Annotated in this window: 12 protein-coding genes; 4 read left to right on the forward strand and 8 right to left on the reverse strand. The window is 67.1% G+C overall.

All coding sequences use genetic code 11. The features are described 5' to 3' along the window. The first annotated feature begins 212 nt into the window (after positions 1-212). A complete protein-coding gene (locus QRO91_RS02835; protein ID WP_049429023.1) occupies positions 213-650 on the forward strand; it encodes a DUF3806 domain-containing protein in 438 nt (145 codons plus the stop codon). Between the two features lie 50 nt (positions 651-700). Here the strand turns inward: QRO91_RS02835 and QRO91_RS02840 are convergent, their stop codons facing one another. Then, positions 701-1,861, reverse strand: coding sequence for an amidohydrolase family protein (locus tag QRO91_RS02840; RefSeq protein WP_197632220.1), 1,161 nt, complete (start codon positions 1,859-1,861; stop codon positions 701-703). A gap of 182 nt (positions 1,862-2,043) precedes the next feature. On the opposite strand from QRO91_RS02840, the gene QRO91_RS02845 reads away from it, so the two are divergent. After that, positions 2,044-2,685 (forward strand): hypothetical protein, encoded by a 642-nt coding sequence (locus QRO91_RS02845; protein ID WP_049429025.1) that lies wholly within the window; start codon positions 2,044-2,046, stop codon positions 2,683-2,685. Between the two features lie 34 nt (positions 2,686-2,719). Here QRO91_RS02845 and QRO91_RS02850 read toward each other — a convergent pair whose 3' ends face one another. After that, positions 2,720-3,073 carry a hypothetical protein gene (locus QRO91_RS02850; protein WP_285310246.1) on the reverse strand — a complete coding sequence of 118 codons (354 nt, stop codon included), beginning with the start codon at positions 3,071-3,073 and terminating at the stop codon, positions 2,720-2,722. Positions 3,074-3,303: 230 nt separating this feature from the next. Further along, complete coding sequence (locus tag QRO91_RS02855) at positions 3,304-6,030, reverse strand: TonB-dependent siderophore receptor (RefSeq protein ID WP_049429026.1); 2,727 nt, start codon at positions 6,028-6,030, stop codon at positions 3,304-3,306. Between the two features lie 217 nt (positions 6,031-6,247). On the opposite strand from QRO91_RS02855, the gene QRO91_RS02860 reads away from it, so the two are divergent. Next, complete coding sequence (locus QRO91_RS02860) at positions 6,248-6,847, forward strand: GNAT family N-acetyltransferase (protein ID WP_049429027.1); 600 nt, start codon at positions 6,248-6,250, stop codon at positions 6,845-6,847. On the opposite strand, the gene QRO91_RS02865 is transcribed toward QRO91_RS02860, so the two are convergent. After that, a complete protein-coding gene (locus QRO91_RS02865) occupies positions 6,844-7,623 on the reverse strand; it encodes a CDP-diacylglycerol diphosphatase (RefSeq protein ID WP_049429028.1) in 780 nt (259 codons plus the stop codon). The genes QRO91_RS02860 and QRO91_RS02865 overlap by 4 nt on opposite strands. Before the next feature lie 68 nt (positions 7,624-7,691). Next, positions 7,692-8,348 carry a hypothetical protein gene (locus QRO91_RS02870; RefSeq protein WP_049429029.1) on the reverse strand — a complete coding sequence of 219 codons (657 nt, stop codon included), beginning with the start codon at positions 8,346-8,348 and terminating at the stop codon, positions 7,692-7,694. A gap of 170 nt (positions 8,349-8,518) precedes the next feature. Here QRO91_RS02870 and QRO91_RS02875 point away from each other — a divergent pair, with 170 nt between their 5' ends. Further along, positions 8,519-8,815 (forward strand): hypothetical protein, encoded by a 297-nt coding sequence (locus QRO91_RS02875; protein WP_049429030.1) that lies wholly within the window; start codon positions 8,519-8,521, stop codon positions 8,813-8,815. A 128-nt stretch (positions 8,816-8,943) separates the two neighbouring features. On the opposite strand, the gene QRO91_RS02880 is transcribed toward QRO91_RS02875, so the two are convergent. From QRO91_RS02880 to lldD, 3 genes are all read right to left on the reverse strand, one after another. Continuing rightward, positions 8,944-9,828, reverse strand: a complete 885-nt coding sequence (locus tag QRO91_RS02880; protein WP_100443821.1) for a hypothetical protein — start codon at positions 9,826-9,828, stop codon at positions 8,944-8,946. 110 nt (positions 9,829-9,938) lie between these two features. After that, complete coding sequence (gene dld / locus QRO91_RS02885) at positions 9,939-11,639, reverse strand: D-lactate dehydrogenase (protein WP_049429031.1); 1,701 nt, start codon at positions 11,637-11,639, stop codon at positions 9,939-9,941. After that, on the reverse strand, positions 11,636-12,775 hold the full coding sequence (gene lldD, locus QRO91_RS02890) for an FMN-dependent L-lactate dehydrogenase LldD (RefSeq protein ID WP_010485059.1): 1,140 nt from the start codon (positions 12,773-12,775) through the stop codon (positions 11,636-11,638). The genes dld and lldD overlap by 4 nt, the downstream gene beginning before the upstream one ends. Positions 12,776-12,778: the final 3 nt, after the last annotated feature.

Below are 12,778 nucleotides of genomic sequence, written 5' to 3' on the forward strand. Positions count from 1 at the left end.
CCGCACCTGAGGTGTTGCCGGCCGCTGGCCGGCAACCTCGACAGCCGCATTGCCTGGCGTGGGGTCAGATCCGTTTTCCTGCGGAAAACGGATCTGACCCCATGTGCGTGGATCTCGCGCATTGATCATCGATATCTGATCAATCCTGCCGCACGGCAGGCATCATCGCCTCGTACAGTGCCCGTTGTTTCCGTGCTCCACGGCGCCTCGCCATGTCCGACCAACCCTCGACCCGCTTCGATCCCCTACCCGCGGCCCTGCAGACGCATCTGCAGCACCAGCGCTCGCTGATCGCCGCGCGCGTGGCTGTGGGCTTCCCGACGTTGCCGGTGCAGTGGCCGCTGGCGGCCACAACCCTGCAGCGCGTGGTCGATGCCGAGCTGATCGATCGTGACGACTGCGATGGCTGGGAAGCCCTGGGCGTCGCGTTCGGTGACACTCTGGCGCAACGCGTGCCTGGCCTGGCCTGGATGCAGGTCACCGATGCCTGGGGCATCGATGCAGTGCTGCGCTATGCCGACAGCAGCCTGCAGATCGGCGCCAGCACGCTGCTGCTCAAGCGCGTCGAACAGGGCGAGGTCATCGACATCGCACATCTGCTGGCATGGCTGGAAGAATTCGTCGCTACCCGCGCCGACGATTACGCCTGAATGCCGCCGGGCATGGCTCGGCGCTACAAGGGGGTTGGCGCGGCGTGGATCTACAGCCAGCGACCATCAACCACCACGCGGCGCTCCACCGGCACCGCAGCCACCGCGGCCGGGCCGTGGTCGGCGCGCACCGCCACGAACGTGGCCGGCAGGCCTTCGGCAATACCGTAGCGCGGCAGACCGATCACCTGCGCGGCATGGGTGGTGACCATGTCCAGCGCCAGCATCAGGTCGTCATCGGTGTAGAAGCCCGAGCGATAGCCGAGCAGCATCGCCCGCTGCAGCAGGTCGCCATTGCCATAGGGCCACCAGCAGTCGCGGATGTTGTCGTTGCCGGCGAACACGCGCACACCAGCATCATGCAGCGCGCGCAGCGGTGGGAATGGATGATCGCCGGGTGCATTGCTCATGATTGCCACGCCGGCCGTGGCCAGCGCTTCGCCCACCTGCAGCGCGCGCGCCAGAGGCACCTCGCCCAACGAATAGGCATGGCTGACAGCAACGCGCCCCCGTAGACCGGCAGCCCGGGTGCGCGCGGCAATGCGCAGCAACTGGGCCAGACCGGTCTCGCCCGGCTCATGCAGATGGATGTCCAATTGCACACCATAGCGCTCGGCCAGGCCGAACAGCACTGCCAACTGGCCTTCGGCATCGCCATCGAGGGTGGTCGGATCAATTCCGCCCAGCACTTCCACGCCCGCCGCAATCGCCTGCTCCAGCACAGCGGCGGTGCCCGCACAGGACATCACGCCTGCCTGCGGGAACGCCACCAGCTGGATGCGCATGATGTCGGCGCAGCGCAGTGCTGCCTCGCGCACCGCTTCAAGGTGGCGCAGTCCGGTGCCGCCATCGATATCGACATGGCAGCGCATCGCCACCGTGCCGAAGCCGCTGCACTGGCGGATCAAGGCCTCGGCGCGATCCACCATCGGTGCTGCGCCGGCCACCGCCGCCTTTTCCACCGCCAACCGTTCACGCAGGCTGTTCACAGGCTGGTGTGGGTGCCACTGGTCACCGACGAAGCTCTTGTCCAGGTGGATATGGCCGTCCACCAGGCCGGGCAGGACCGCGAGACCCTCCAGGTCGATGCAATCCGCCCCATCAGCAGGCCTGTCATCTGCATTGAGGCCGCTGATGCGGCCATCACGGATATGGAAATGCAGTGGCATACCGTTGCGGTCCACACCGCCATGGACGAACTGGAGGGTCATCGGGAACTCCCGGAAAGCCAAGAATGGCGCCATCGTGCGCCTCGGCACAGCCATCGGCCAACGAAATATCTGGATGGCACACATTCACCAGAACGATGATTGCCCTGCGACAACCGGTCGCAGCCACGCCGTGCACACGCCTGAACGGGTACCATGGGCGCCTGTTTCCGCTGTGATGCCGCATGGGCCCGTCCGACCGCCACGATCGTCTCCGCCGCTGGCAGGCCGCGTCCCTGCTTGCCGCCGCCCCGATCGCCAGCCTGTCCGCCACCGATGCCGCGGCTGCCGCGCCGCTGCAGTCACCGCCCGGCCAGCAGCGCATCGCCCCGGCAGCGCTGGTCGAGCGCCTACACCAGCGCGTGCTGTCCGGGCAGAGCGCCACCGCCACTTTGGAACACTGGTGTGCCGAACACGGCCTGGCCGAACAGGCCCGTGTACGCGCGGTGCGTGTGCACGGCCAGGACAAGCCGGCCCCGGCCGACGTACTGCAGGCACTGGGTGCGGCACCCGGCGCCGAGCTGCGCTACCGCCGCGTACAGCTGGTCTGTGGCAGCCGCGTCCTCTCCGAGGCCGACAACTGGTACCTGCCGGAGCATCTCAGCCCTGCCATGAACCAGGTGCTGGACAGCACCGACGAACCCTTCGGCCGTGTGGTCGGCCCGCTCGGCTTCCAGCGCCAGACCCTGGCCGACCAGACCTTCTGGCCGCCACGCGGCGAAGGCGACCACGGCGTGATCCTGGAGGTGCGCGCCCTGCTGCGCGACCGCCAGCAGCAGCCCTTCAGCTACGTCATCGAATCGTACCTGCAGCAGGCGCTGCCCTGACGCTGACGCTGGCACGCGGCGGGGCGCGACCGGATCACCGGCTCGAGATCGCGTTGGCTGACGGATCCACCGAGAATACGAAGCGCCCACCACGCTGGTCCCTGCCCCATGTCATCGGTGCCGTCGCCAGGCTGTAGACCGGGGCTGCCTTGTCCATGCCGATCGCCTCGGACCAGGCATTGAAATCGTCATCGGTACGGCTTCGGATCTCGCCGACACACAGGCTGTAGCCACAGGCAAAAGACACCAGCGTGCCGTCGCTGCCGATGAGCCGGGTCGCGGCCGTCCTGTAGAGCCTGGTCAGGTCCTGCACTTCCGGTTGGCCCGCCGCATCCCGTTCGAGCTGGCTGATCGCCTGCGCGAAGGCGTTGTCCGAGCCCAGGATCACGTCGCTCTTTTCCGCTGACAGTGCACCTTAGGTCGCAGCATCATCCACGCTGGCCGCCTGCTTGCTGCTGCAACCGGCAATGGCCAGCACGGCAATCACGCTCCACACCCTGACATCCATGCGCATCCTCCTCCGGGTAGCGCCACAGCATGCCATGCGCGCAGCGGCAGCACCGGTGCGGTGCACAAAGAAAAGCCCGGCATTGCCGGGCCTTTCATTCGCCTGCCGGTTCAACGGAACCGGTAATCCAGCTGCACCCAGTACTGGCGGCCGTACGGGTCGTAATTGCCGACCGGATAGAACGGCCACCCGCCTCCATTCTTGTCCGCCGGCGGGCGGCTGTCACGCAGGTTGTTGACGATCACGCCCACCGACAGATTCTCGCCGAACTGGCGGAAGACACTGGCGTTGTAGGTCATGTACGGCGCGATGCGGCCACTGCCATCGGTCTTCGGCAGTGAGCCGAAACGATTGCCGTACAGGGTGGTGGTCCAGTCGCCCTGGTTCCAGGTGATGCTGCCGTTGGCCTTGCTGCGCCACTGGTAGTCATCCAGCGAATTGCGGATGTCGCGCTCGGGGTCGTCGGAGAACTGCCGGTACGTGTGCTCCAGCACCAGCGTGTAGGCCAGGCGCGTGGTGAAGTGGCCATAGCGACCGGCATCGAAACGCCAGTTGCCCTTCAGGTCCAGACCGCGCACCGACTCGGAGGCGGCGTTGATCGGGTTGATCAGCACGCGGGTCACCTGGTCCGGCTGCACCGTGGCATTGGACGGATTACGGATCACCCGCGACAGCGCGTCCTGGCACAGCGGTGAGCCGATGTCACGCGCCTCGCCACCCAGCGTTTTTCCCAACCGGCAATCGGCCTCGTCACGCAGGATGCGGCTGGTATCGAGGCTGGTCACCTCGTTGTCGATGCGGATGTCGTAGTAGTCGGCACTGAAATCCAGGCCAGCCAGCGGCGACCAGACCACGCCGAAACCATAGGACTTGGCCGATTCCGGCTGCAGCTGCGGGTTGGCACGGTTGCTGTAGTCGATCGACAGGCCGTTGTAGTCGCAGTTGTCGTACGACTGGCCTGCGGTGCGGCAGCGCCAGTAATCGGTCATGCCCGGGTTGTAGCCGCGGGTTTCGGTGGCGAATACGTAGTTCATGTCCGGCGCCCGGAAACTGGTCGCCGCCGTACCACGGATCAACAGGCTCTCGATCGGGCGGAACTCGACGCCGAAGCTCCAGGTTGCCTTGCCGATGTGCTCGCCGCCGGCACGGTACTGGTCATAGCGACCGGCCAGGGTGGTGGTCAGCGACTGCAGCAACGGCAGCTGCAGCTCCACGCCGGCGGCATAGCGGTCGCGCTCGCCCCCGGCACCGATACCGGCGCTGGTGTTCCAGAACTCGCCGGTGCCCAGGCGCGGGTCGGGGCGGTTGCGGTAACCCTGGCTGCCGGCCTCGACCACCGCAGCCAGCGCGGCGTCGCCACCGGGCAGTGCGAACAACCGGCCGTTGACGCTGGCGCTGAAGGTCTGCAGCCACGCCGCGTTGCGGCTCTCCTGGTAGCCGGACAGGTCCTGGTACTCGTTCGGGCTCAGCGGCTGGAACAGGCGCGCCGGGTCCGGCGCATAGACCTCCACGCCATTGCGCACGCCCTGCTTCGGGCCCAGCAGGTATTCATTGATGCCGGCCAGCAGCACCGGGCGACGGGTGCGGTTTTCGTAGCGTGAGCGGCTGTAGACCGCTTCATAATCCCAGCCACTGTCACCGATCTGGCCGCGCGCGCCGACGTTGAACGACCAGGAATTTTCCAGGAAACGGTTGGCATTGCGCGGCAGGCCACCGATTTCCTCGGGTGCAAAGCGGCGGTACCAGCTTTCCAGGTTGCCGGTGGTCTGGTTGTAGAAGTAGTTGCGGGCCGAGGTCCAGGTGGGCGCACGGGTGTTGTTGGTGATGCGTGCGCTGCCCACGGCCAGATCGGCGAACAGGTCGGTGGTCTCGTTGACGTGGAAGGTCAGCAGGCCGTAGCCGTTGAGGTTGCGCTTCTCGGTCTGCACCGTCCAGTAGCTGGCGGTGGCCTCGTTGCTGCCGCAGTACCAGCCCTGACGCGGGTTGAAGGCGCGGAACACGCTGCCGCCATAGATGTCCGACGCCGCGTCGCAGCCACTCACGCCAGGATCGATGTTGCGGCCGGTGGCAGCATTGCGGCGATAGGCGATCGCGGTCGCCTGCGGCGCTTTGCCGGCCGGATCATCGTCCAGTGAATCCATGAAGTCGCGCTGGCGCGCGTGGATCGCCTTGCGCACGTCGAACTCGAAGCCGAACAGCGCATCCCAACGCTCGCCGGAACTGCCACCGACCACCTGCGCGCGCTGGTTGTCACCCCCGCCCTGCTGGGTGCCGCCGGCGCGCACGTTCACGTCCACGCCTTCAAAGCGGTCCTTGAGGATGATGTTGACCACGCCGGCGATGGCATCGGAGCCATACACCGCCGACGCACCCGCGGCGAGCACCTCAATGCGCTCGATCAGGGCGCTGGGAATGTTGGCCAGGTTGACCACGTTCACCGAGCCCTCGTAGGCCAGCGGGTAGTCGGCCTGGCGGCGGCCGTTGACCAGCACCAGCGTGCGGTTCGGACCCAGCCCCCGCAGATTGATGGTGTTGGCCGCCGGAGTGAAGGTGTTGCCGAAGTCCTCGCCCTGCACGTTGCCGGTGTTTTCGGTCAGGGCGCTCAGCGCGTCGAACGCATTGCGGTAGCCCTGCGCGTCGATCTGCTCGCGGCTGATCACCGTCACCGGGGATGGCCCCTCGACGCTGGCGCGCGGAATGCGCGAGCCGGTGACCTTCACTTCCTGCAACGACGTGGGTGCGCTTTCCTGCGCGAAGGCCGGCAACGAGAGCAGCATCAGGGACGACAGCGCGAGCACCAGCGGACGCGGGCGCAGCGCCTTGTGAGAGGCAGACATGGGCTTCCTGAGGGAGTTGGGCGGGTGGTACGGGGTCGGAGGCCTGTGCGGCACATAACGATCCCGTAACGAAAGTGTCCTGAATGGGTGGTTTCAACGGAAATGACCAGCCCTGATGGACTTATGCCTGAACCGAATCAGGCTCCGCCCGCTGATCGTCGCGTTTTTGCAATCTTTTGAATGGTCTCGCAAACCAGGCATTGCCATCGTTCCGGGGATGATGACCCCGTATCCCACATCCGTGCTCCCCGCCCTGCGCCCTGTGTCGCGCCGCCATCTGCTGCAGCTGCAGGTGGCTCCGGTCACCCTTCGCCCGTTCCAGCGCACCGACCTGCCGAGCTGGCGCCTGTTCGACGACCGCCGCCGCCGCGGCCGGCATCTTCAACCCGGCATCGACGAAGAAGCCCGCTTCCTGGCGCACATGCACCGCTCCCGCCTTGAGCAGGACAACGACCAGCTGATGCTGGGCGTCTTCGACGACGAACACGGCACCGTGCTGGACCAGTTGCACGTCCGCCTGCATTCACTGCATTCACGCTGCGCCGAGCTGCTGTCACTGCAGCATTGGCATCCCCACACCGATGCGACCCTGCGGGCCCTGTGCCCGTTCCTGTTCGAGGATGTCGGCCTGCACCGCCTGTTCGTGATGTTGCCGCCCGACTGCGGCGCCCCGTTTGCCCACGCGCTTCGCGCCCGTGGCTTTGAACAGGAAGGCGTGCTGCGCGACCAGCACCTGGGTCCGGAGGGCTGGCAGGACCGCCAGCTATTGGCGCTGACTGCGCCGATCTGGCGCAGCCACCAGCTTGCAGCGGGTTAGCGCACCCGCTCCAGCGCGTCGCCAGCACCGGTCAGGACTGTACAGGCGTGATCCTGCAGCTCTTCGCCACTGGCCTCGTTGCCGCTACCCGCGTCGACGCGGGTGGCGAGCAGGATGAAGCCCGGTCCAGCCTGCACGTTGTCCCGGCCAGCCACCACCAGGCTCCATTGGCCGACGTCATCCACGCCGCTCAGGTCGTAGGCGAGCAGGTTGAGCGGATTGGCGGTCAACTCCGTGCCCGGCAGCAGCCGGGCCTGGTACTGATGGCCGCGCAGCAGCACCGGCAGTGGCGCCCACCGGGCGCCCAGGGCACCGGCATGTGCATCCAGGGCCTGCAGCACATCGGCGCGCAGGCAGTCGACGTGGATGTGCAGCTGGTGCTGCGAGCGGCCGTGGGGGGAATTCAGTGCCAAGCTGGCAACGCTGCGTGGCAGTGGTTGGCCCAGAGCCCGCTCGGTATGGCTGCGGGCCTGCCAGGCTGCGGCAAAGTAATTCGGCGCTCCGCGCTGGTACAGGGCGAGGTTCTCGATGCCGCTGACCTTGTCCAGCGGCATCAGCAGGAACTGGTAGTCACCGTGCGCGTCCTTGACCAGCACATCGCGGCGATCCGCCGCAGCGTCCACCTGCAGACAGTCACCCCGCGGGCCTTCGGCGCCACGGCAATCACGTTCAATCAATCGCCACAGCGCATCGGAATGGGCCGGTGGCGGTGGGGGGGCACTGGCACAGGCGGACAACAGCAGCAGGGACGGCAGCAGGAAGGGGCGCAGGGACACGGCAACGGCTCACGGAACAGGCACGGCAGACGGCGCCGCGCCGCATTCTAGCCAGTGGAGTGCTGCAATCAGTAAGTGCCGAACGGCACTTCAACCACGATCGGGGCGGCGCCCTCGCCTGCCTGCAGGGTGTAGCGGTCCAGCGCACCATCGTCGTCGGCGTGCGGTTGGCGCTGGAAATGCAGCGGATAGCGGCTGTCGCCCAGGCGCACCGCGCTGCCATCGGCGTCCAGTGCTGCTCCCTCGGGTATCAGCAGCCCACCCAGGTCGCTGTAGGCGCCCGGTACATCGGCGAAGCTGTAGTCGGCCAGCTCGTCCACCCGCTGCATCGCGTAGACGTGCGGAACATAGGGGCGTGCAGGGCTGCGGCCATTGCTCAGGTCGGTCACCCAGGCCTGCGGCAGGTGGTACTGCTCATGCAGCGCCGCCACGCCCAGCGAGGGACTGGCCACCTGCAGGCAGCACACCGTGCGCTTGCCTTCACGATCGAGAATGGCAAAGCGATCACCCCGGCTCGCCGCCTGCGGCAGCATGCCGAAGGCCAGGTTGCGCTGGGCCGGTACGAAGCCGGCCTCGGTCTGCAGGTTGCGCCAGGCACCGAACACCGGGGGTTCGGCCGACGCAGGTTCCGGTTCGGCAGCGGCGACGGCAAACGCCATGCCCAGCATGGACAGCGCCAGTGCCATCATCGTCCTGCCCTTGTCGCGGAAACTGCCTGCCGTCATACCGTGTCCAGCACCTGCACCGGAATGGCCCGGCTCGCCCGCTGGCGTGCTGCCAGTCATCCCTCCCACTATGCAATGGCCACGCTCTGCCGGCAATGACCGTGATGCTGACGCCTTTCGCACGCTGGGTGCTATCGTTCCCGCCATCTCCCCTGCGCAGGAGCGCTCGCATGTCCACCTTCCGTCTGTTCCTGTTGCTGCCCGCCTCGGCCCTGCTGCTTTCGGCCTGCGTCAGCACGCCCGGCCCGCAGGTCAAGGGCAGCGGCCAGTGCGATGCCAGCCAGTTGGGCTGGGCGATCGGCCAGCCGGCCAACGAACCCAACATCCGCCGCCTGTCCGCCGAAAGCGGTGCCGGCCTGGTCAACCCGATCGGCCCCAGCACCATCACCACCAAGGACATCCGCCAGGACCGCCTGCGCGTGTTCGTGGACAAGGACAACGTCATCACCGCTACCCGCTGCGAATAAGCGCCGCCTCGGTTTTTGTAGAGCCGAGCCCACGCTCGGCTGCGCTTCCGTGACAGCCGAGCGTAGGCTCGGCTCTACAGAAAACGCGAGTCGAGCATGACTCGACTCTACAATCCAGGGTTGAGGGCTCAGGGCTCGGTATAACCGGCGCAGTCCGGAAGTGCCTGGTCCGGGTGGAACATGCCCTCGCGGAAACGGAACAGCCGCGTATAGGTGCACGCCGGATCCTGCTCGGTGCGCAGGTCCTTCTTCTTCAGCGGCCCCTTGGCCAGCGAATCCTCGAAGCGCGAAACACCGGCCGGAAACCGGGTCGCCACCGTCTGGTAGCGCAGCACCGGCATCCCCTGCCCTGCAACGTCCAGCGCCAGCTTTGCCGAAAAGCCGTACTCGTCGTGGCAGGCACCTGCGCGCTGCTTGCTGTCCTGTTCGCTGAAGCAGGCACGGATCATCGCGTTGCCCAGCCATGGCAGGGTCAGCACATCATCGTCCACCTGGATATCGTCCTGCAGATGGCGCACGCGTGCCAGCTGCAGCGTGGACGCGTCGGCACCTCCACCGGAATACATGGTGCTGAACGTGACGATGCCGCCCACCAGCACGTTCTGGCGGGCGCGCTGCTGCGGATCGGTCACCGGCTCATCGCTGCCGACGCCCGGGGCCAGGCGCACGATCCAGGGCCAGAGCTTCAGCTCGCTTTCCTGCGGCACGTCAATGCTGACGTGATAGCTGTGGGGCTTGCCTTGGCCCTGCACCTTTTCAAGCACTTCAAGCAGGGTGGGCCGATCACCCTCCTCGGCTGCGGGCTGCACGCGCACGCACCAGTTGCCGTCCCGCGTGCAGTCATAAAGCCCCGACGGTCCGGTCTCATTCGCGATCAGCACCTGCCCCAGCGGCTCCATCACATTGCCGGCGGCATCGCGCTGCTGCGGCAGGATCGCGCCCTGGGCCAGCACCAGCAGCGGGGTTGCCAGCAATGCAGTGCACAGGGTGGCGCGGGCGGCAGCGGTGGGCATGGACGGCTCCTGCGTATGGGCTTCCGATGGTAACCGTTGACCAGGCGGCGTCGAGCCTGCTCGACTGCTTCTCACCACAAATACCAGCCGAGCGCCGGCTCGGCTCTACATCATCCGCAGTCGCAGCCCCCCCACCCCTTGGCCTTCGAGGTCTGGCCGATGCCCGGGTTGAACGTATTGCTCGGATCAAGCTGCCTGTAGAAGCCCGCCAGCGCCGGCTTGGCCGGGTACAGGTGACCGACATTGTGCTCGGCCGGGTACTCGGCACCACGCTGGTCCAGCAATGCCCACATTGCGTGCTCGATCGCCATCGGGTCTTCCCCCTTGCGGGCGATGTAGTCCTGGTGGAACACGTGGCACAGGAAGTGGCCGTAGTACAGCTTGTGCAGCAGGCGGCCGTCGATCTCCGGCGGCAGCTGTTCGAACCAGTCGGCGTCGTCACGTCGCAGCGCGATGTCCAGCGCGACGATGTCCTGCACCTGGTCACGATGCACTTCACGGTAGCGCACTGCGGCACCGGCCACGGCAAAGCGATGCAGGAACGCCTTGCGTCCCTCCTCCGCCGTGCAGTGGAAATAGCCGCCTTCGTGGCCAGCGAAGAAATCGCGCAGCCAGGCTTCGGTCTGCGCTGCGTCCTGCGCGGACACCTTCAACAGCAGGTGATGCTCATAGCGCTGGCGGAACTCACCCATGCGCCTGGGCAGGTGCGAAGGCAGCAGGCCCGTCAGCACCTGCATCACCCGATCGGTCACGCCGCGCAGGCCCAACCGCTCGAACCAGCCATCGACGCGGCTCTTCAGGGCGAACGCGGCCGGCACGCGCGCGGTGCCGAGGCGGTCGATCAGCAGGAAGCTGTCCTTGCCGTAGCGTTCACCGATGTCATAGGCATCGCGGTGGATGTACTCACCGGCAATCGGCAGGCGCTCGAAGCCGGTCAGCAGCTGGCGACGGATCGCGGTGAGGCTGTCAGTGCGGTTGCTGCCGATGTAGAAGACCTCGGCAGCTTCCTTCTCGAAGGTGTCCAGGCGCACCGCGAACACCGCCAGTTTGCCGGCCGAACCGGCCGCTTCGTAATGACGGCTGGGGTCAGCATTGAAGCGCGCCGGGGTCTCGGCGTCGACCCTGCGCACCTCCTCCGCGTAGCGCGGATCGGAGGCCGCACGGCCGTCGCCGTCACCCACGTCCGTCGCCGTGTAGTCGCCGGCCTGCAGGCGCTGCAGGATCTGCTCGGGCGTATCACCCAGCGCGATGTCCAGATGATTGACCAGCTGCAACCGGCCCTGCGCGTCGACCTGCGCGTACAGTGCCAGCTCGGTATAGGCCGGGCCACGGCGCACCAGCGCGCCGCCGGAGTTGTTGCAGATGCCGCCGAGTACCGACGCACCGATGCAGGACGAGCCGATCACCGAATGCGGCTCACGGCCGAGCGGTGCCAGTGTCTGCTCCAGCCGGTCCAGCGTCGCGCCGGGCAGGCACAGCACCTGGCGCCCTTCGTTCAACAGCTGGATGCCGGTCAGGCGCAGCGTGCTGACCAGCACGATCGGGCGACCGTAGTCGTTGCCATCCGGGGTCGAACCGCCGGTCAGGCCGGTGTTGGCCGCCTGCAGGATGATCGCCGCCCCACCCTGCACCGCCGCCTGCAGCACGCGCCACAGCTCCAGCAGCGTGCCCGGGCGCACCACCGCCAGCACCGGGCCATCGCCGAAGCGGTAGCCGCGACGGAAGCGGCGCGTGGCCTTGTCGTCGGTCAGTACATGGCGGCTGCCGACCGCGTCGCGCAACTGCGCGAGCACCGCGTCGTGGCCACTCACGGCAGGCTGACCAGTGAATCGCGGCCGATATCGGCGATGCGGCGCGCGCCGGTCAGCGTCATCGCCACCCGCATTTCCTTGGCAATCAGGTCCAGCAGGTTGGCCACGCCGGCCTCGCCCTGTGCCGCAAGCGCATAGACGAACGCGCGGCCCAGCAGCACGGTGTCGGCACCCAGCGCCAGCATGCGCACCACGTCCAACCCGGTACGGATGCCCGAATCGGCGAGGATCTTCAGATCGCCCTGCACCGCGTCGGCAATGGCCGGCAGTGCGCGTGCGGTGGACAGCACGCCGTCGAGCTGACGGCCACCATGGTTGGAGACCACGATGCCATCGGCACCGAACTTGACCGCATCGCGTGCGTCGTCCGGGTCGAGGATGCCCTTGATCACCATCGGGCCCTTCCAGAACTCGCGGATCCATTCCAGGTCCTTCCATGAAATGGACGGATCGAAGTTGCTGCCCAGCCAGCCGATGTAGTCCTCCAGCCCGGTCGGGTTGCCACGGTAGGTGGAAATGTTGCCCAGATCATGCGGGCGCCCGAACAGGCCCACGTCCCACGCCCAGTGCGGGTGGGTGATGGCCTGGCCGATGCGGCGCAGCGAGGCGTTCGGGCCACTCATGCCGGAGTGCGCGTCACGATAGCGCGCGCCCGGCACCGGCATGTCCACGGTGAACACCAGGGTGGTCACGCCGGCGGCCTGCGCCCGCTCCAGCGCATTGCGCATGAAGCCTCGGTCGCGCAACACATACAGTTGGAACCACATCGGCCGCTGGATGGCGGGGGCCACTTCCTCGATCGGGCAGACCGACACCGTGGACAGGGTGAACGGGATGCCCCGGCTGTCGGCCGCGCGCGCCGCCTGCACTTCACCGCGCCGCGCGTACATGCCGGTCAGGCCGACCGGCGCCAGCGCCACCGGCATCGCCAGTTTTTCGCCGAACAGCTCGGTTTCCAGGCTCAGGTCGGACATGTTGCGCAGGATGCGCTGGCGCAGCGCGATGTCGGACAGGTCGGAAACGTTGCGCTTCAGCGTGTGCTCGGCATACGCGCCGCCATCGATGTAGTGGAACAGGAACGGCGGCAGCCGGCGTTGCGCTGCGGCACGGTAATCGGTGGAGGCGGAGATGATCATGGG

Source organism: Stenotrophomonas maltophilia group sp. Smal32 (assembly GCF_030237085.1).
Lineage (GTDB): Bacteria > Pseudomonadota > Gammaproteobacteria > Xanthomonadales > Xanthomonadaceae > Stenotrophomonas > Stenotrophomonas maltophilia_Q.

Coding starts and splice junctions, on each gene's coding strand:
- QRO91_RS02870 (WP_049429029.1), bottom strand. CDS start 8,348: ATGACGGCAGGCAGTTTCCGCGACAAGGGCAGGACGATGATGGCACTG.
- QRO91_RS02835 (WP_049429023.1), top strand. CDS start 213: ATGTCCGACCAACCCTCGACCCGCTTCGATCCCCTACCCGCGGCCCTG.
- QRO91_RS02880 (WP_100443821.1), bottom strand. CDS start 9,828: ATGCCCACCGCTGCCGCCCGCGCCACCCTGTGCACTGCATTGCTGGCA.
- QRO91_RS02845 (WP_049429025.1), top strand. CDS start 2,044: ATGGGCCCGTCCGACCGCCACGATCGTCTCCGCCGCTGGCAGGCCGCG.
- QRO91_RS02860 (WP_049429027.1), top strand. CDS start 6,248: ATGATGACCCCGTATCCCACATCCGTGCTCCCCGCCCTGCGCCCTGTG.
- QRO91_RS02840 (WP_197632220.1), bottom strand. CDS start 1,861: ATGACCCTCCAGTTCGTCCATGGCGGTGTGGACCGCAACGGTATGCCA.
- QRO91_RS02875 (WP_049429030.1), top strand. CDS start 8,519: ATGTCCACCTTCCGTCTGTTCCTGTTGCTGCCCGCCTCGGCCCTGCTG.
- lldD (WP_010485059.1), bottom strand. CDS start 12,775: ATGATCATCTCCGCCTCCACCGATTACCGTGCCGCAGCGCAACGCCGG.
- QRO91_RS02855 (WP_049429026.1), bottom strand. CDS start 6,030: ATGTCTGCCTCTCACAAGGCGCTGCGCCCGCGTCCGCTGGTGCTCGCG.